The 18707-nt window shown below is 36.4% G+C and carries 20 protein-coding genes and 1 tRNA gene; 15 read left to right on the forward strand and 6 right to left on the reverse strand.

Going from position 1 to position 18707, the window contains the following annotated elements:
* The first annotated feature begins 9 nt into the window (after positions 1 to 9).
* The 4 genes from nadA to OPU68_RS15005 all read left to right on the forward strand — a co-directional run bounded on the left by nadA (position 10) and on the right by OPU68_RS15005 (position 2991).
* Positions 10 to 1026 (forward strand): quinolinate synthase NadA, encoded by a 1017-nt coding sequence (gene nadA / locus OPU68_RS14990; RefSeq protein ID WP_498474769.1) that lies wholly within the window; start codon positions 10 to 12, stop codon positions 1024 to 1026.
* Between the two features lie 273 nt (positions 1027 to 1299).
* Positions 1300 to 1671: a dihydroneopterin aldolase gene (folB, locus tag OPU68_RS14995; RefSeq protein WP_498474770.1), complete on the forward strand. Its 372-nt coding sequence runs from the start codon at positions 1300 to 1302 to the stop codon at positions 1669 to 1671.
* A gap of 13 nt (positions 1672 to 1684) precedes the next feature.
* On the forward strand, positions 1685 to 2191 hold the full coding sequence (locus OPU68_RS15000) for an RDD family protein (RefSeq protein ID WP_498474771.1): 507 nt from the start codon (positions 1685 to 1687) through the stop codon (positions 2189 to 2191).
* A 68-nt stretch (positions 2192 to 2259) separates the two neighbouring features.
* Positions 2260 to 2991, forward strand: coding sequence for an SIMPL domain-containing protein (locus tag OPU68_RS15005; protein ID WP_498474772.1), 732 nt, complete (start codon positions 2260 to 2262; stop codon positions 2989 to 2991).
* A gap of 22 nt (positions 2992 to 3013) precedes the next feature.
* Here OPU68_RS15005 and dtd read toward each other — a convergent pair whose 3' ends face one another.
* Positions 3014 to 3463 carry a D-aminoacyl-tRNA deacylase gene (gene dtd, locus OPU68_RS15010; protein WP_498474773.1) on the reverse strand — a complete coding sequence of 150 codons (450 nt, stop codon included), beginning with the start codon at positions 3461 to 3463 and terminating at the stop codon, positions 3014 to 3016.
* Between the two features lie 3 nt (positions 3464 to 3466).
* On the reverse strand, positions 3467 to 3916 hold the full coding sequence (locus tag OPU68_RS15015) for an eL43 family ribosomal protein (RefSeq protein WP_498474774.1): 450 nt from the start codon (positions 3914 to 3916) through the stop codon (positions 3467 to 3469).
* 98 nt (positions 3917 to 4014) lie between these two features.
* On the opposite strand from OPU68_RS15015, the gene greA reads away from it, so the two are divergent.
* From greA to OPU68_RS15050, 7 genes are all read left to right on the forward strand, one after another.
* The gene (greA, locus tag OPU68_RS15020; RefSeq protein ID WP_498474775.1) at positions 4015 to 4482 is read left to right on the forward strand and encodes a transcription elongation factor GreA; all 468 of its coding nucleotides are present in this window, start codon (positions 4015 to 4017) and stop codon (positions 4480 to 4482) included.
* 51 nt (positions 4483 to 4533) lie between these two features.
* On the forward strand, positions 4534 to 4923 hold the full coding sequence (locus OPU68_RS15025; RefSeq protein ID WP_498474776.1) for an HIT family protein: 390 nt from the start codon (positions 4534 to 4536) through the stop codon (positions 4921 to 4923).
* Positions 4924 to 4971: 48 nt separating this feature from the next.
* On the forward strand, positions 4972 to 6156 hold the full coding sequence (gene clpX / locus OPU68_RS15030) for an ATP-dependent Clp protease ATP-binding subunit ClpX (protein ID WP_498474777.1): 1185 nt from the start codon (positions 4972 to 4974) through the stop codon (positions 6154 to 6156).
* A gap of 72 nt (positions 6157 to 6228) precedes the next feature.
* Positions 6229 to 8232, forward strand: a complete 2004-nt coding sequence (locus OPU68_RS15035; protein ID WP_498474778.1) for a hypothetical protein — start codon at positions 6229 to 6231, stop codon at positions 8230 to 8232.
* 17 nt (positions 8233 to 8249) lie between these two features.
* Positions 8250 to 8474, forward strand: coding sequence for a hypothetical protein (locus tag OPU68_RS15040; RefSeq protein WP_498474779.1), 225 nt, complete (start codon positions 8250 to 8252; stop codon positions 8472 to 8474).
* A gap of 62 nt (positions 8475 to 8536) precedes the next feature.
* On the forward strand, positions 8537 to 9817 hold the full coding sequence (locus tag OPU68_RS15045; protein WP_498474780.1) for a peroxiredoxin family protein: 1281 nt from the start codon (positions 8537 to 8539) through the stop codon (positions 9815 to 9817).
* 48 nt (positions 9818 to 9865) lie between these two features.
* Positions 9866 to 9939: transfer RNA gene (locus tag OPU68_RS15050), tRNA-Met, on the forward strand.
* Between the two features lie 281 nt (positions 9940 to 10220).
* On the opposite strand, the gene OPU68_RS15055 is transcribed toward OPU68_RS15050, so the two are convergent.
* From OPU68_RS15055 to OPU68_RS15070, 4 genes are all read right to left on the reverse strand, one after another.
* Positions 10221 to 11270 (reverse strand): DUF3810 domain-containing protein, encoded by a 1050-nt coding sequence (locus OPU68_RS15055; RefSeq protein ID WP_498474781.1) that lies wholly within the window; start codon positions 11268 to 11270, stop codon positions 10221 to 10223.
* A complete protein-coding gene (locus OPU68_RS15060) occupies positions 11260 to 12708 on the reverse strand; it encodes an MFS transporter (RefSeq protein WP_498474782.1) in 1449 nt (482 codons plus the stop codon). Before OPU68_RS15060 ends, OPU68_RS15055 begins: the two co-directional genes overlap by 11 nt.
* Positions 12709 to 12780: 72 nt before the next feature.
* Positions 12781 to 13509, reverse strand: coding sequence for a lysophospholipid acyltransferase family protein (locus tag OPU68_RS15065; protein WP_498474783.1), 729 nt, complete (start codon positions 13507 to 13509; stop codon positions 12781 to 12783).
* Positions 13510 to 13540: 31 nt separating this feature from the next.
* Positions 13541 to 13999, reverse strand: a complete 459-nt coding sequence (locus tag OPU68_RS15070) for a GtrA family protein (protein ID WP_498474784.1) — start codon at positions 13997 to 13999, stop codon at positions 13541 to 13543.
* A 262-nt stretch (positions 14000 to 14261) separates the two neighbouring features.
* On the opposite strand from OPU68_RS15070, the gene OPU68_RS15075 reads away from it, so the two are divergent.
* The 4 genes from OPU68_RS15075 (at position 14262) to ruvA (ending at position 18666) form a co-directional block, all read left to right on the forward strand.
* Entirely contained in the window at positions 14262 to 14510 is a 249-nt protein-coding gene (locus OPU68_RS15075; protein ID WP_498474785.1) for a hypothetical protein, read from the forward strand.
* 58 nt (positions 14511 to 14568) lie between these two features.
* On the forward strand, positions 14569 to 15429 hold the full coding sequence (locus tag OPU68_RS15080) for an ATPase (RefSeq protein ID WP_498474786.1): 861 nt from the start codon (positions 14569 to 14571) through the stop codon (positions 15427 to 15429).
* Between the two features lie 265 nt (positions 15430 to 15694).
* Positions 15695 to 17977 carry an NADP-dependent malic enzyme gene (locus OPU68_RS15085; RefSeq protein ID WP_498474787.1) on the forward strand — a complete coding sequence of 761 codons (2283 nt, stop codon included), beginning with the start codon at positions 15695 to 15697 and terminating at the stop codon, positions 17975 to 17977.
* 104 nt (positions 17978 to 18081) lie between these two features.
* Entirely contained in the window at positions 18082 to 18666 is a 585-nt protein-coding gene (gene ruvA / locus OPU68_RS15090) for a Holliday junction branch migration protein RuvA (RefSeq protein ID WP_498474788.1), read from the forward strand.
* Positions 18667 to 18707 lie beyond the last annotated feature (41 nt).

Genomic DNA, 18707 nt, shown 5'->3' on the forward strand with positions numbered 1-18707 from the left:
ATTAAACAAATGAAAAATACATTAGACACTGCAATAAACAATATGCCTGTCAAAGGCTTTCTTGACCTTAAGGAATTTGCGATTCCAACCGGAGACGATTTGGTAAAAGCAATTCTGGATCTTAAAAAAGAGAAAAATGCTGTAATCCTGGCGCATTATTATCAGCCTGGACCTATTCAGGATATTGCTGATTTTCTTGGTGATTCTTTGCAATTGGCTAGACAAGCTAAGGAAACCGATGCCGATATGATTGCATTTTGCGGCGTTCACTTTATGGCAGAAGCGGCGAAAATCCTTAATCCAACCAAGAAAGTGGTTCTTCCCGATACACTTGCAGGATGTTCACTTGCTGACGGCTGTTCGGCGGAAGGTCTCAACAAAATGCGTGAGCAATATCCAAATGCGATTGTAGCCACTTACATCAACTGTAATGCAGAAACTAAAGCCGCTTCGGATATTATCGTAACAAGCTCAAATGCTGAACAGATTATTGAAGCTTTGCCAAAAGACCGACCAATCATCTTTGCACCGGACAAAAATCTTGGGCGTTACCTCAGCAAAAAAACCGGTCGTGATATGATCCTTTGGGACGGAAGCTGCATCGTTCACGAGGCATTTTCTATGGAGCGCATCGCAAAACAACTGGCAGATCATCCAAACGCAAAACTGATTGCGCATCCGGAAAGCGAATCTCCGGTTTTGGAATTGGCTCATTTCATTGGTTCGACTTCCGCACTTTTGAATTATGTAGAACAGGACGATTGTCAGCAATTTATCATCGCGACAGAGGAAGGAATTCTGCACGAAATGAGAAAACGTGCACCTTACAAAGAGTTGATTCCGGCTTTGGTTTTTGACGAAAGCTGCAACTGTTCCGAATGTTTTTATATGAAACGAAACACATTGGAGAAACTTTACTTATGTATGAAGTACGAGCTTCCGGAAATCACAATGGACGAAGAGATCCGATTGAAAGCTTTAAAACCGATCGAAGCAATGCTGGAACTTTCCAAAAGTATCAAATAAAACTACAAACCTTGTCTTAAACGATGAGGTTTTTTTAATCAAATATTTGGCAATCCCCTCGCCAAAGCTTTTCATCCTGAGGTTCTCGAATGGCCACCGCTCGGGTCGGGCTATCCGTTGCAATCTTTTTTGTGGAAGACACTTTTTTTCATTTGATTGAATTTTTCAAAGCCACAAAAAAGGATTTCCACTACTATCCCTATTGCGGCTGCGCACGAAAGAAAGTTTCGTCAAAAATTGAAAACTTAATCAAAGTTTTTCTATTTTTAAAACATGAAATCAAAAATAATCCTCGAAGACATAAAAATCTATGCTTACCACGGTGTTTTGCCGGAAGAAGACATTATTGGAAACCATTACATTGTGAATCTGGCAGTACATTCAGATTTAGAAAAAGCATCACAATCGGATGATCTTAAAGATACTATCAATTATGCGGAAATAAACGAAATCATCCATCAGGAGATGGAAATCCGATCCCAACTTTTGGAACACGTCATTGGCAGAATTATTAATAAAATTGAAAGTCAGTTTCCTCAAATCACATTCATCAAAATAAAATTAACCAAAACAATTCCGCCAATGAGAGGCGAAATGAAAGGCGTAAGTCTGGAATTTGAAAAAGAAATAAAACAAAAAAACTAAACCAAAAAAAACTATGAAAAACCATTACAGAATCGTAGACCTTTACCAGGCAGAAAAAATCCTAAGATTTGTAAATGCCATTATAGATTATTTTATATCCTATCTTGTTATTATCTTTTTATTTTCAGCTATTATTATCGCTTATACATTTTTATCCGGAACAGATTACGATGCCAATGCGGACGCAATTGCTGAAATGCCAAGACTTCTGGACCGGATTATCACCGGGATTTTTTATGCATCACTAATGTTCCTTGTGGAATTTGCTACAGGCGGAAGAAGTCTGGGGAAATTCATTACCGGAACGATGGTGGTGAAAGAAGATGGAAGTTTGCCAAGTTCTCAGGATCTTCTCAAAAGGAATTTTAGCAGGATTGTACCATTTGATACACTTTCATTTTTGGGAACCCGCGGATGGCACGACAGCTGGAGCGATACGAAAGTTGTGAAACGAAAAGAGTACTTAGAAGCTTTGGAAAGAGAAAATTCCATAGAAGATATTGGACAATTGGCTACTTAAGCAAATTGTTAATAAAATCTTAAAAATTGGTATTGCGTTTGATGCAAACCATTCATATCCAAAATTTTATGAGAACATATCTTGCCGTCGCTATTGCTGCATTAGGCCTAATTATCGCGGCCGCTCTTTTAGGAAGCGCCATCAAAAACAGAAATAAATCTGAAAACACGGTTTCTGTGACCGGACTTGGTTCCAAAACATTTACCTCCGATCTCATCTCGTGGTCAGGTAGTTTTTCCAAAAACAGTTTTGAACTTAAGACGGCTTATGACGCTTTGGCAGTTGATAGAAAAGTGATCTATGATTATCTGAAATCGAAAGGTGTGAAGGAAAATGAAATGTTTTTTTCTGCCGTTGATATCCAGAAGCAATTCAGAAGTTTTACAGACGCCAGCGGAACTTATCAGCAAGGCGAATTTGTCGGTTACAACTTGACTCAAAGTGTCTCCATAAAATCCAAAGAAGTTTCGAAGATTGAAAATATCTCCAGGAACATTACAGAAATCATCAATCGAGGGATTGAATTCACTTCCTCCTCTCCTCAATATTTCTACACCAAACTCTCTGATGTAAAGCAGGAAATGATTGCCAACGCTACCAAAGACGCCAAAGAACGCGCCGAAAAAATCGCAGAAAATGCAGGAAGTGATCTTGGAAATCTCAAAAAGGCGACAATGGGCGTGATCCAAATTACGGCTCCAAACTCCAACGAAGATTATTCTTACGGCGGAACTTACAACACGACTTCCAAGGATAAGGAAGCAAGTATTACTATAAAACTGGAATATGAAGTTGATTAAAAAGGAACAGATGCTTGTGTCTTTATAGTTTTGTTTTGCTATCAAAGACCAGAGTTACAGGACCGTCGTTGACCAAAGAAACTTTCATATCTGCGCCAAAAACTCCACTTTCTATTTTGAGTCCGGATTTTTTTAATTCATTTTTGAAATAGTCAAATAATGGAATGGCTTTGTCCGGTTTTGCCGCTTTGATGTAAGATGGTCTGTTGCCTTTTTTGTAGTCAGAAATCAATGTAAACTGGCTGATACAAAGGATCTCGCCAACAATTTCCTTTACTGAATGATTCATTTTTCCATCCTGGTCTGAGAAAACCCGGACGTCTAATACTTTTTTAATGAGCCAATCTGCATCCTCTTTTTCGTCCGCTTCATCCACACCGATCAACAGCATTAATCCTTTTTCAATTTTCCCGACGATCTGGTTGTCAACTTTTACACTGGCTTCGGAAACTCTTTGTAATATAATTTTCATCTATTAATTATATATAGAAAGCACATTACCGTTGAAGCTATAACCATAAGCTTTAAGGGCTGTTTTTGCAACTTTTGTAGGCCCTCCTGTGGATAGGAACCATTCTGCTCCATCTTTTGGGCAATAAACTGCTGTTCCAGTTCTAACTTCCAAAGTAGTATCATTGTCAGGGCAAAGATGAGGTGCGTTTTTATCATAAATCATAAAGTCCCTTTCATTTTTTCTATAAATAATTAGACCTCTGGTTCCAGATTGTTGTTCTTCGATTTCAAGCCATCCTCCTGGATTTTGTAATGCGTAGTATCTTGGGAGAGTTAGGTCAAGAGTTACGGATATTACAGAATTAGGGAAACAGCTGACAGTACCATCTCTTTCTCCACAAGAATTTATTAAGCTTAAAGAGCTGATTGTCAAAAATAATGTGAATAGTGATGATATTTTTTTAATTTTCATTTCAAAATAAATTATATATTTGTAAACTCAATTCGAGACAAAATAGTATCCGACAAAGGTCGGATTATTTTTTTATACAAACGATAAATTTTATTGTTATGAACTACGTAACCAAAGAAGGTTTGGAGAAAATGAAAGCCGAACTGGAACAACTTGAAACCATAGAAAGACCAAAAATAACACAGCAAATTGCTGAAGCAAGAGATAAAGGCGATCTGTCTGAAAATGCAGAATACGATGCTGCAAAAGAAGCGCAGGGAATGCTGGAGATGAGGATTTCTAAATTGAAAGATATTGTTTCCACTTCAAAAATCATAGATGTAACTCAGTTGGACTTAAGCAAAGTATCAATCATGACGACTGTAAGATTGAAAAATAATGCAACAAAAGGAGAGCAGAAATTCACATTGGTTCCTGATAATGAAAGTGACATCAAGGCAGGCAGAATTTCTGTGAATACGCCTATTGCAAAAGGGCTTTTGGGCAAAGTTGTGGGTGAAACTGCAGATATTGTTTTGCCAAATGGTAATAAGCTTTCTTTTGAGGTTCTTGAGATTTCTTTATAAAAAAAGGAAGTCACGTCGGTTAATATTTGCTGAAAAACTTAGTTATCAATTATGAGCAGTATTTTTTCTAAAATTATCAACGGAGAGATAGACAGTTACAAAATTGCAGAAGATGATAAGCATATTGCTTTTTTGGATGTTATGCCATTGGTAAAAGGTCATACGTTGGTAGTTCCAAAAATAGAAACAGATCTGATATTCGATCTTGATTCTGAGGAATACAAAGCGCTTTGGGCTTTCACGCAAGATATTGCAAAGCAGATCAAAAAGGCAGTACCTTGTAAAAGGGTAGGGATTGCTGTGGTAGGATTAGAAGTTCCTCACGCACATATCCATCTCGTTCCGCTGAATAGCATTGATGATCTTAACTTTAAAAATGTACGGCTCAAATTAAGCCCCGAGGAATACAAGGAAATTCAACAATCAATAATAAATGCATAAAAGAAGTTTCTGGCTTCTTTTTTTTAATTAATAGAATTCAAGATATTTATGAATCCAAACCAATGTTCATTTTGTGGTAGAAAAAAGAATGAAGTTCAAATTCTGATCTCTGGTCAAAATGGCTTTATATGCGAAAACTGTATAGAACAGGCTCATGCAATTGTGAAAGACAGCGCAACCGCAACGCCCGAAACCTCCATGGCATCATCTATGGACGAACTGAAAAAACCAAGAGAGATAAAAGCTTTTCTTGACGAATATGTGATTGGTCAAGATCAAGCTAAAAAGCAGTTGTCTATTGCTGTTTACAACCATTACAAAAGAATACTCCACGCAAAAAATGAAAATCGTGAAGTAGAAATTGAGAAATCCAACATTATTATGATTGGAGAAACAGGAACTGGAAAAACGTTATTGGCAAAAACCATTGCAAAACAACTGAATGTTCCGTTTTGTATCGTAGATGCTACGATTCTGACCGAAGCAGGTTATGTGGGTGAAGATGTTGAAAGCATCCTTTCCAGATTGCTGATGGTGGCCGATTATGATGTAGAAAAAGCAGAGAAAGGAATTGTTTTTATCGATGAAATAGACAAAATTGCCAGAAAATCCGACAATCCAAGTATTACCCGTGATGTATCGGGAGAGGGTGTACAGCAAGGATTACTGAAACTTCTGGAAGGGAGTATTGTGAATGTTCCGCCACAGGGAGGTCGTAAACATCCGGATCAGAAATATATCCAGGTCAATACGCAGAATATCCTTTTCATTGCCGGTGGGGCGTTTGATGGGATGAATGAAATCATTGAAAGAAGACTCAACAAGCAAGCTATTGGTTTTTCTAAAGATAAATTAAATAAAACTGAGGATGAAGATTACATCCTAAGTCAGATCAACGCAATCGATTTGAAGAGTTTTGGACTGATTCCCGAGCTTTTGGGCAGGTTTCCTATTATCACTTATCTTGAAAAACTGACGAAAGATGTCCTTGTAAGGATTATGAAAGAGCCGAAAAACTCCATCGTAAATCAATTTACAGAGCTTTTCAAAATGGATAATGTTGCATTGGAATTTACAGACAAAGCGATTGAAGAAATTGTGGAAGATACTATGAATAAAGGACTTGGAGCAAGAGGGCTGCGAGGAACTACCGAGAAAATTCTGGAAGATTATATGTTCAATATTGATAATGAGACAGAGGTAAAAATTGAAACTATATTACATAATCTTTAATTGTTGATAGATTTTTTATCGATTATCAAAAATTTAATATCTTTGCATAATAAACACACAAAACTACACACGATGATAAGAAAATTTATTAACCTTAAATTGCTCTTGTTTTATGTTCTTGGCTTTTCTCAAGCTACATTAACTTATGTAGGTAATTCTGCATTGGTTACTATTCAGAGCAATACTTTAGTTTACAATGGAGGTGGATTGCAAACCGCAGGTAATGCGGTTGTGAACAACTCTGGAAATGTAATGGTCAATGGTACTTCAGCAGATGGATTAACTATTGCGCCAACCTCTACTTTCAGAATAGCTGCATCTACTGCTGCACCTTCTTCTGATTATGGACAGTTGTATATCACAGGTATTCCTCAGAATTTTATTTCAGGTAAGGTAAGCAAGCAATACAGGTCAGAGTATCTGAATGGTAATACCACAGTGAATACCGGCAGGCAGCAAATAGGATTGCCTTTCTACAATTTTACCATTCCAGAACTTGTAAATGTATTTGGAGCAGGGAATCTCAATGTCACCAATATTGCAAACAATTCTGCAGGACGATTCAATGTAGCTTCCGCATTTTGGTGGAACAATGCAAGAGCGCGTTTTGATCAGATTGCTTACAGTGGAACAGCTTATGATGCAGCAGGTAATCCCAATGCAGCTTTTATTAATCCAATGACCTACTACATTTTGCCAAGAAGAACTGCTGCTAGTACAACTGCATTTTGGGTACCTAGTGGGGAGACAAAAACATTTGTAGGTACTCCGGTTTCCGATCAAACTACAACTAATGTTCAGCTCAATTTATCAGGGGCATATTCAGGTAGTTTTGGAGTAAATGGAAATGGCGCCAACACATTTTTAGAAAAATATTATAGTTATATAGACGATCCTTTCAGATCCAAATTGCCCAACTGGTCTTCAGATTATGGTTTAAACTTGTATCAGATGTCAAATCCATTTTTGACAAACTTGGATTTAAAATATATTGCGCAAAATGAAGCTGGAAATCTTAGCGATGGTAATTATATAACCAATCTTGAAGGCGTAGCATATTATACATCTGGAAATGTTTCCTGGGCTATCAAAACAGGATCAAGCTATTCAACAGCTCTTATGGTAACATTATCAGGAGGTTATTTTCAGGCTGGTGATACTCGTGCCACCGTTATCAGACCATTAGGTGCTTTTATGCTAAAACTAAGCTCGAATGCTGCTCAAACAATTAATTTTAGAGGAACCCGAAGATTCAAATATTCTTCAAGAGCAAGTAATATAGATAACAGTGTAACTGCCGCAAAATCTTCATCAGAATCTACTGACGGTGATAACGGAGAGCTTGATATCCCGGCAGATAAAATAGTAAAACAAGTTGCAGTTGTAATGTATGATCTTGAAGGCGCAGAGTTGGATAGAACATATTATGCTGTCTCTCCAACTGCGGTTACTGGAAGCAGCACTATGACAAGGATGCAAGCTTACAGCGCCGATAAGAAAATATTTACAAAAGAAGAAAAAATTGATGGTGGCTTAGATTATAATTTAGCAGATAAGTTATATATCAATGAAGCTAATGAAGTGAATTTTAAATCGAAACAAATTCCTTTATACATAGATTATCCGGATGAGCCATACCAGCTGAAGTTTGAAGTGTACGAAAAAGGTGAAAGAGTTCCAGATGGATTGTCTAATGGTAGTAGCTTTTATTTTAAAAATCCGGCAGGTCAGTTTGTAAAAATTGTAGATGGAAGTAGCATTTCCATGAATGGTAGCCAAATAGATTTGGGCTTATATTATGAAATGCCAGAAGGTACTTTAGGAACTGATAATTTCAGTAATTCTCAAACCATCATTGCAAAAAAAGATGCTAATTGGGTTGTGAGATTTTCCAAAAACTGGAAAAACGCCACTGTAGAAGTTTATTCTGCAGCAGGTCAGCTTCTTAATTCGAAATCACAAATCCCGACAGGATCAGACTATGCAATTCCTCTTAATTATCAGGCAAAAAGTATTTTCCTAGTGAAAGCTACTTCAGAGAAAGGAGAAGTTGTAATCAAAAAAATTATTAATTAGAAACACATTCCTGATATATGATGAAATTATTATCCAAAAAAACTTATACATTCTTATTACTTTTAATAAGTATCTTGAGTTTTTCACAGTCCATTCCGCCTCCACCAGAAAATCCAGAATCTGGGGACATCGGAGCTTATCCGGCATCTCCCATAGATGCATATACGGTTGTTTTATTATTTATAGCATTTGCAATGATTGTGTATTTTGCTGTAAAATCAAAAGAGAGAATCTTAGAATAAATTATATTTTTTTTAATATTTTAAAACCCGCTTTTTTAGTGGGTTTTTTTTATTTTTACTTTATGAAAAAATTAATAATAACCAGTAGTATTCTATTGTCCTCATATACCTTTGCACAGTTTAGTGTGAAGGCAGAAATCCCACCGTATCTAGCTGATTCCGAAGTATACCTCTATGGTTTCAACGGATCCAAGGAGATCTTATATTCCAAAGCGAAAATCTCCAATAATGTAGCTTCGTTCAAAGTCGATAAGCAATATGTAGGAATGATGAGAGCCTTTTTCAAAAAAGCAAACTCTTCCGTGAATATGGTATCGGAGAATAAAGACATTAGTTTCAAACTAGAGATTGATTCAAAAAATAAAGTTTCGAATGTTGCTTTTCAAGACCAGGCAAACCAACTCTTCAGTAATGAGATAGAATCTCAAAAAAAACAAGAGCTAATCTTACCTGCACTTATTCAAATCCAAGACTATTATAAACCTTCAGAGAGCTTTTACAAATCTTTGGAAAGTGAGATTAATGTGCTTTCTAACAAAGACGTTTCTGCCTATACAAATCATCCATTCCTTGAGTACTACAATAAAAATCAGAAATTCTCTAATCAGGAAAAAATTTCCGAATTTAAACCTGAAGATTTTATTAATTTCTATACCAAATCTGGTGAATATCTGGAGACATCTACAATATTGAAACCTTCCCTTATTAATTTCTTAAATGTCTCAAAAGCTAATGTAGAGGGTAATGTAGATAAACTTCTAGAGGCCGTTAATCTGGAAACTCCAAGAGGGCAGACCATCATGTCTGAACTGATCGAGATTTTCAATACGTATGGTATGGATAAGCTGAAAGAAAAATACCTTACCGAAGCTAATAATTTAAAATGTACGATCAATGACAGACTTGCTTCCACAATAAAAGCCAATAAGAATACGGAGATAGGCGCTAAGATGCCTAATAATACTTTTGTGAACGCAATCCACACAAAGTCAAAATCACTATATGATGTCAAAGCTTCTAAAAAAATTGTTGTTTTCTGGTCATCCACTTGTTCGCATTGTGAAGCTGAGCTTCCAAAGCTTTTGGAAAAATATGATAAGTTGAAAGCACAGAATATAGAAATTGTAGGTTTTTCTCTAGACAGCAATTTAGAAGATTTTAAAGCCAAAGCAAATCTTTATCCCTGGATCAATGATTCCGAAGGAAAGGGCTGGTATAGCTCGTACGGAGATACCTATAACATTGCTGCGACACCAACTTATTTTGTCTTGGATGTTGATAATAAAATCGTTAGCAAACCGAATCACGTACAAGACGTTTTAGATTATTTAAAAGTTAATTAAAAATTTGCGGAAATGTAAAATATCCTTATATTTGCACCACCAAAAAATGGCGAGGTAGCTCAGTCGGTTAGAGCGCAGGATTCATAACCCTGAGGTCACGGGTTCAATTCCCGTCTTCGCTACTCAAAAACTCTCTTCTTTTAATTAAGAAGAGAGTTTTTCATTTAAAAATAATTGCGAAACAATAATGCTTCATTCTGAAACATTCGTTTAATTTTTTTGATTTATAACATTTTGATTCTTAGAAGTTTTTTCATTTATTTTAAATTATTTTCAATAAATATTTGGAGGTTATGTGAAAATGTTTTACTTTTACAGGGCTTTTGAGACAATCACTCAGGAGCAATAAATTTTTTTTCATCATTTGTGTTTTTAGAATCGTACCTCGTGTACGATTCTTTTTTTATGCCTCGTACAGAACCAATAGAGTGATAAAGTAAGAATACGTAACACTGCCGTCCTGTTGATTTGATCTTAGAAACAGATCATTGGTAAAAGCAAAGACATCGCTTAAAATACTCTCGTGATCCTTCAAAAACTGCATTTCGTACATTCTGTCCTTTTTCATTTTTATAGAATATTGTGATAGTATTTCTTTTACAAATGATTGATTCTTTACAGATAAATTTCTTAATAAGCTTTTTAAAACATACAGTTGGGTACTGTACTTCAAATTTGGATTATTGGAATCTTTAGCACATAAATATGCAATGAAACTCGCTTCCTGTTCGCGGGCAAACCCCAATTGGTGAGACATTTCGTGAGCCAGAGTAAAAGGGACTTGTGTAGATGGCAAATTTGGGTTGAATTGGGATTCCGCAGTGAAAGGATTATAATAACCTAAAATGCCCGTATAGTTCATCAATTGACTGTATAAGCTCGACTTTACAGATAGGTGTCTTACCGAAGTTTTTGATGTGATTTGGGGAGCTAATTTTTTTTGACGAGATAAAATTTCCTTTTCTATTTTTTGAAGATCATTAATTACAAAAACGCCATTGTTATCTTCAGAAACTTTCTCTCTTGTTTCTTTACAAAGCTTAAGATATTTGATGGTTAAATTTTTCAGATCCTGATCTGTAAATTCTTTCTTTTGGAATTTTTTGATAATCGGAGTCTGGAAATAAAGCATTCCCCAAAAGCATTGATAAATGAAATAGAATACATTAAGAAAGATGAGAATCTGTTTCCATTTTTTACTCCTTCTTTTTCTGATCAAATTAATGATTGCATAAATTAAATAAAGTGAAACAAGCGTATAAATTACATCGCCAAAAGAAAAACTAAACCTTGAAAATAATAAGACATGAAAATTCTTTTTCCACTCAAAAAAGTTTGAAAAGAACTCAACTGCAAAATTTATTTTTGATATGATATAGAACAACGAAAATTGGGCAACCAGAATGATTGCCCAAAATTTATTTTTAAGAAGAATGTTCTTGTTAGTGTCCACCTGAAACTTTTTTATCAAAACTAATGCCTTGGCTTTTCAAAATACCACTCACTTTCCAGGCATAAAACGCGAGATAAGCAAAACATAAGATACCAACAATATAACTGTGCTGGATTCCGATACTTTCCGAAACCACACCTTGAAGCCAGCTTACGATTCCACCACCCATAATCATCATAATTAGGAAACTGCTTCCCTGGCTTGTATGTTTTCCAAGTCCGCTTACAGCTAGAGTGAAAATACAAGGCCAAAGCGTACTACAGAATAATCCAACACTGGTAAATGCATAGATACTAATAATTCCATCCGTAAACATTCCGATAGTTAAGGCAATGATTCCAAGCGCGGAGAATATCAAAAGCATTCTTGCAGGATTTCCTTTACTGGCAATGTCGGCAGCAATTAATACTAAAATGATTAGTCCGTAAATATAGAAAGGCGATAAGTCGTGTTTTGCAACAGCATTTACAAATAGAAAAACGCCGAAAGCTAAATAAGGTGCAACGAATCGTAATATTTTTTGCATACTCATGTTATCTGTAAAAGCTTCGATAGCTCCTGTCCAACGGCCAATCATCAAACTTGCCCAGTAAAGAGAAATATAAGGAGAAATTTCTTGCAATGTGTAAAGAACACCTGTTTCTGAATTGATGATTGTTTCCATATAAGCTGGAAGATTACTCGCTGTAGAAACTTCTACACCCACATAGATGAAGATTGCCAGCATTCCTAAAACCAATTGTGGATATTTCAAAGCAGAACTTTTTACGGTTCCTTCTTCTTTTACCGTTTCTTCAATTGTTTCAGGATGTTCCGGTAAAGAAGAAAATTTAAGCAAAACAGCAACAGCCAAAAATGCAGCACCTAAAATCAAATAAGGAATCTTCACACTCTCAATACTCATCTCGGTATTTTCAGAAGCTGCAGAACCAAATATGGCAAAACTTACGATCAAAGGACCAATTGTAGTTCCAAGATTGTTAATTCCTCCTGCTAATGTCAGACGTTGAGAACCGGTTTTAATTGGTCCAAGTGCAATTGCCAATGGATTTGCCACCGTTTGTTGTAAAGAAAATCCTAATGCCACAATGAACAAGCCTGATAACATTAATGGAAATGACTGCAAATTCGCTGCAGGATAAAATAATAATGTTCCTAAGGCTGAAATCAATAATCCTAAAGACAAACCATTTTTATAGCCTATTTTATTGACTAAATCTTTTCCAATGGCTAATGAAATCAACATATAAATGATTGAACCAACTGTGTAGGCAATATAAAATGCGACTGATACAAGTTGACTTTGACCTTGCGTCAAATCGAATGCTTTTTTGAAAACTGGAATCAGGATGTCGTTACTCGCAGCGACAAAGCCCCAGAAGAAAAAAACGGTTACAAGCGGGATAAACTGTGCCCAATTGGTTTTTTGTGTTTCCATTATTTATTTAATGTTAATTTAAGGTTAATATTCAAAAACAAATGTAAGTAAAAAGTCTTATTAGTAGAATAATTATTTTATATTCTCAATAAGAGACAATCTGATTTCCTCGTGCGCCTTTTCTTTTAATTCTTTCAATGTAGAATCAGGTGTCAGAATATCATTGAAAAAGATGTCTACTCTGCCGGGATATCCTTTTTTGTTATCAAAAGGAAACATTTCTTTCAGTCCTACAAATGTGTAAACCGCAATAGGAAATTGATGTTTAGTAGAAAGTATAAAAGCACCATCTTTGAAATCATCCAGAATAATGCTTGTATCATCAGGTACACCTCCTTCTGGGAAAATCACAACGCTTTGTCCGTCCTGCATTCTCTCCGCGCAACGTCTGTAGACATCGGCGCGGCTTCTGGCGCTTTTCCTGTCCACCATTACGCAGACACGCTTATAAACACTTCCGAAAACCGGAATCTTCTCAAGTTCTTTTTTCCCGACATAACAAAGTGGGTGATTTGGAAAAAGGATGCAGGGAATCATCACATCCATCAGAGAAGTGTGGTTGGAAATGATAACGTATGCCTGGTTTTTATCGATTTTCTTGTCCGTTTTATTGATGATTCTGTAGCGGAAACCGGTTCCGTAGAAGATAGACATCGCCCAAAGCCGGATAAAAAAGTAGCAGTATTTATAATCTTGTTTTCGGATGGATAAAAGATAAACTGGGAGGAAAAATATCAATGTGAAAATAGTTCCCACAAGTATCATCCAAAATCGCCACACATAAACCAATAATACCTTCATCTAATTATCTATTTATTTCAAAAATATGGTTTTATCCGTTAAAAATGACTTTTTTCTTTACAGAATAATTAAGGAGCGAAACAATCACAATAGAAGATATTTTGCTCATCATTTCCTGAGACAGAACATAGAAGCCCAGATCAACTGCATTTTTGAAAACAAAATGATAAAGAATCTGAAACAGAAACAAACTGATGAAAGTAGAAATAATGGAAACCGAAATGAAATACGCAAATTCTCTCTTCTTGGAATGCTTACCTCTTTCAAACACAAACCATATACTTAGAAAATAATTTGTGATGATTCCGCAACTTGTTGAGAGGATATTACTAAACGGATATTTAATTCCCGAGAGATTATATTCCCACGAGAAGAATTTAGGGAGGTTTACACTCAGTATTTTGAAGCTTCCGATTTCTACAATAGCACTCAGTCCACCAGCGATGATGAAGAGTATAACTTGCCTGTGACGAAGAATTAATTGTTTCATTTCGTTTGCAAATTTATATGATTTGTTAAATGTTTTTAAATAATAGTTAAATTATTTTTTTGTGTCGATATTATTTTTACATTTATTTAATATTAAGGCATTGGAAATAAATGTTGAATAATTAATTATTATTAGCATAATTATTTGCGAAACTCTTAATAATTATAGATGTTGCAATCATATCCTGACTAAAGATATTTGGTCGGGAAATTTTTTCATCTCTTGTCAAGACACCACACTCACAAAATAATTATTACAAAAAATGAAAAATTCTAACAGACCTTACAGAAAATTTCTGCCTCAGCAAGACAAAATTGAAGAGTTGGAAAAAAGCAGTTCCAGGTTCAAAAGAATCTATTCAGAATATGAATTGATGTCTGATGAACTTTGGGATATGGAAAGCAATGAGACTGCGGAAAGTATTCCCGATGATTTCATTAATGCCATAAAATTACAGACTTCCTATCTCGAAGATGAGATTCAGGATTGGCTTATAGAAGATCCCAAATAATAGATTTCATATAGAATCTTCCCAAAAAATATTACATTAGCATTTTAAATTACAAACTATGATTGCTATTGTTGACGGAGGATCTACAAAATGTGACTGGGTTATCCTGGAAAATGATGGTACAGAAGTACTCAAGACCGAGACCATCGGTTTCAATCCTAATATTATAAAAGCGGAATTGATTGCGCCCGAACTGGAAAATAATCAGGCACTTTCCAAATTCCACGATTACATAGAAAACATCTTCTTCTACGGCTCCGGTTGCGGAACGCCCGAAAACAGATTGATTGTCGAGCGAGAGATTCAAAAAGTTTTTCTTAATGCTCAGGTCAATATCAAAGAAGATCTTTTGGCGGCGGCTTATGCAGCTTACAGAGGTGTTCCGGCAATTGTCTGTATTCTCGGAACCGGTTCCAACGCCTGTTATTTTGATGGCGAAAAAGTCAAAACCGAATTGCCGTCTTTAGGATTTCTAATTGGCGACGAAGGCAGCGGAAGTGCGCTGGGAAAGCAATTGGTGCGTCATTATTTTATGAAGAAATTACCGCCGGATTTGCATCAGCAGTTTACTGAGATTTATCAGTTGAACATCGATGATTTGCTCAAAAATATGTACCACAATCCGCGGGCGAACGCTTATATGGCAGATTTCACACGCTTCATTGTCGATAGAAAAACGCACCCATATTTTCAGAATTTCATTTACAAAGAACTCAAGAACTTCCTTGAGTTTCAGGTGATGCCGTACGAAGAGTGCCGCCAGAGCGAGGTCAATTTCATCGGCTCAATTGCCTACTTTTTCGAGGATATTCTTCGCGCAGCCGCTTCGGATTTCCATTTGAAAATCGGAACCGTAGTTCAGAAACCAATAGAAAGTCTGGTAAATTATCATCGTGACTATATCATTCCAAAACTTTAACTTTGCATCAGTATTTGGGCGTATCCCTTTGTTTTTGCTTTGCCGCTTGGTCTTTCAATAGAAATTTTCAGTAACGCAAAAACAAGCGGGCCGGTCTACGGGCAGTCGCTTTTTTTGTTTTTGGTATTAAGGTTTTCGAAAGAAATTTTCAGTCAAAAACAAAAAAGAGCTCCAACAATGCCCTCCGCCCTTACGCAGCAAAGTCATAATAAAAACCTGTGGGTCATATTTTAACCAAGATAAATCCACTCAAAAGAAATTAAAAATGTCAAAAAATTCAAGAGATCAGATCGCTTTCGATAAGGCCGCTTTAGATTATCACAGTCAGGAACCAAAAGGTAAGATCGAAGTTATTCCTTCAAAACCACACTCATCGCAAAGAGATCTTTCGCTAGCTTATTCTCCAGGAGTTGCTGTGCCTTGTATGGCAATCCACGATGATCCTCAAAAAGTTTACGAATATACTTCCAAAGGAAATCTTGTTGCCGTGATCTCCAACGGAACAGCGGTTTTAGGTTTAGGCGACATTGGTCCCGAAGCTTCCAAACCTGTAATGGAAGGGAAAGGTTTGCTTTTCAAGATTTTCGCTGGCATCAATGTTTTTGATATCGAGATCAATGAAAAAGATCCTGACAAATTCATAGAAACTGTAAAAGCGATTGCACCAACTTTCGGTGGGATCAACTTAGAAGATATCAAAGCGCCGGAAGCATTCTATATAGAACAAAGACTGAAAGAGGAATTGGACATTCCATTGATGCACGATGATCAGCACGGAACAGCGATTATTTCTGCAGCTGCTTTGATCAACGCTTTGGAAATTGCAGGAAAGAAAATCGGGGAAGTGAAAATGGTGATCAATGGAGCTGGAGCTGCTGCAGTAGCTTGTGCGAAATTATACATTTCATTAGGCCTTGATCCAAAAAATATTTTTATGTGTGACAGCAAAGGTGTCATCAACCAAAGAAGAGAAAACTTGACACCCGAGAAACTGGATTTCATAGCTCAAACCGATATTGATACTTTGGAAGACGCTATCAAAGGTTCAGATGTTTTCATCGGTTTGTCAAAAGGAAATGTGATGTCTGCACAGATGTTGCTTTCGATGGCAGAAAATCCAATCGTTTTTGCACTGGCAAATCCGGATCCAGAGATCAGCTACGATCTGGCATTGGCAACAAGACCAGACGTAATGATGGCAACGGGAAGAAGTGATTATCCTAATCAGGTAAACAATGTTCTTGGTTTTCCATACATTTTCCGTGGCGCATTGGACGTTCAGGCAAGAGGAATCAACGAAGCAATGAAGTTGGCAGCAGTCTATGCCTTGGCAGAAATCGCAAAAGAACCAGTTCCTGAAATGGTAAAACTGGCCTACAATGTAACGAATATGAGCTTTGGGAAAGAATATTTTATTCCGAAACCATTTGATAACAGATTGATCACAAAAGTTTCTATTGCCGTGGCAAAAGCAGCTATGGAAAGTGGAATCGCCGGAAAACCAATCGAGGATTTCGAAGCTTACGAAAATCAATTATTAGACAGAATGGGACGAGATGAAAAACTTGTCCGAATGATGCAAAACCGCGCCAAAGCAAACCCGAAAAGAGTAACGCTTGGAAACGGAGAAGAGTATAACATTCTGAAAGCGGCACAAATTCTACAGGAAGAAGGGATTGCTTATCCAAGTTTGCTAGGAAGCAGAAAACTCATCAAGGAAAGAATGGAGGAGTTCGGGATGGATCTGGATATTCCGATCATCGATCCGAATGATGACGAAAACAAAGAAACCCGCAAAAAATACAGAAAAACACTTTGGGATCTTCGAAACCGAAAAGGAATCAATGAGTACAAAGCAAAACGCTATGTAAGACAACGTGATTATTTTGGACCATTAATGTTGGTTCACGGCGATACAGATGCGTTGATCGTTGGGTTCTCCAAAAGTTATTCATCAATCCTGAAACCTATTCTGGAAATCATTCCTAAAAAACAAGGTGTGAACAAAGTGGCAGCAATGATGATGATCCTGACTGAAAAGAAACCATTATTCTTCGCTGATACTTCCATTAATAAAAATCCTTCGGCAGAAGATCTGGTTGATATTGCAAAAATGGCTGAGATTACAGTTAAATCTTTTGCTATTGAACCAAGAATCGCCATGTTAGGCTACGAAAATTTCTCAGCGAAAGCAGATTCTTCCAAAAAAGTGGCAGAAGCCGTAAAAATCCTTCATACAAAATATCCAAAAATGGTGGTTGATGGAGAAATTCAACCAGATTTTGCTTTGAACAGTGATCACCTGGCGGATTATCCTTTTTCAAAATTAGGAACTAATCCTGCAAACGTTTTGGTATTCCCAAATCTTGAAAGTGCCAATCTTTCTTATAAAATTATTAGAGGAATGAAAGCCGCTCAAACCATCGGACCAATTCTGATGGGACTGGATCAGCCTGTTCACGTTCTTCAAATGAGATCCAGCGTGGACGAAATTGTAAATCTTGCAACGATCGCAGTTTTGGATGCGCAGATGAAAGATAAAAAGTAAATTAATTTCAATATTATACAGATAAAAAGCCATTTTAACTATTAAGATGGCTTTTTTCTTTGAGTTAATTTATATCTTCGCAAAACCCTAATTTTTGTATTTCGATGATTTATTCTTTAAGAGGTTCGGTTATGGAACTCACGCCAACATTTGCTGTCGTAGAAGTTAATGGAATCGGATATTATGTAAGTCTAAGCTTGCAAACTTCCCAAAACATGAAGTTGAATTCTGAGGTCTTTCTATATATTCAACAGATCATTCGCGAGGATGCACATTTGCTTTTCGGATTTTTCAGCAAAGAGGAAAAAGAGATGTTCAACCTGTTAATAAGTGTTAATGGTGTTGGACCTGTTTCTGCGTTAATATTACTATCTTCGCTCAGCTTGTCCGATGCTGCAAATGCCATTCTTTCCCGCAACAGCGCCGTCATTCAAAAAGTAAAAGGAATAGGTGTGAAAACAGCAGAACGGATTATTATAGATCTTCGTGATAAAGTATGTGGATTCAGCATTTCGGAAGACAAACTTTCTAATTTGGTGGACAATAAAATCAAAAATGAAGCGTTATCAGCATTAGAAGTTTTAGGGATTTCAAGGAAAGTGACCGAGAAGATTGCAGACAGAATTATGAAGCAGAATCCGGAAGTCACGATAGAAGAATTAGTGAAAGAGATTTTAAAGAACATTTAACATTTGATGATAATCGTCATCAATTTCTTAAAAAAATATAA

It is taken from the genome of Chryseobacterium sp. TB1-D10 (assembly GCF_059803555.1).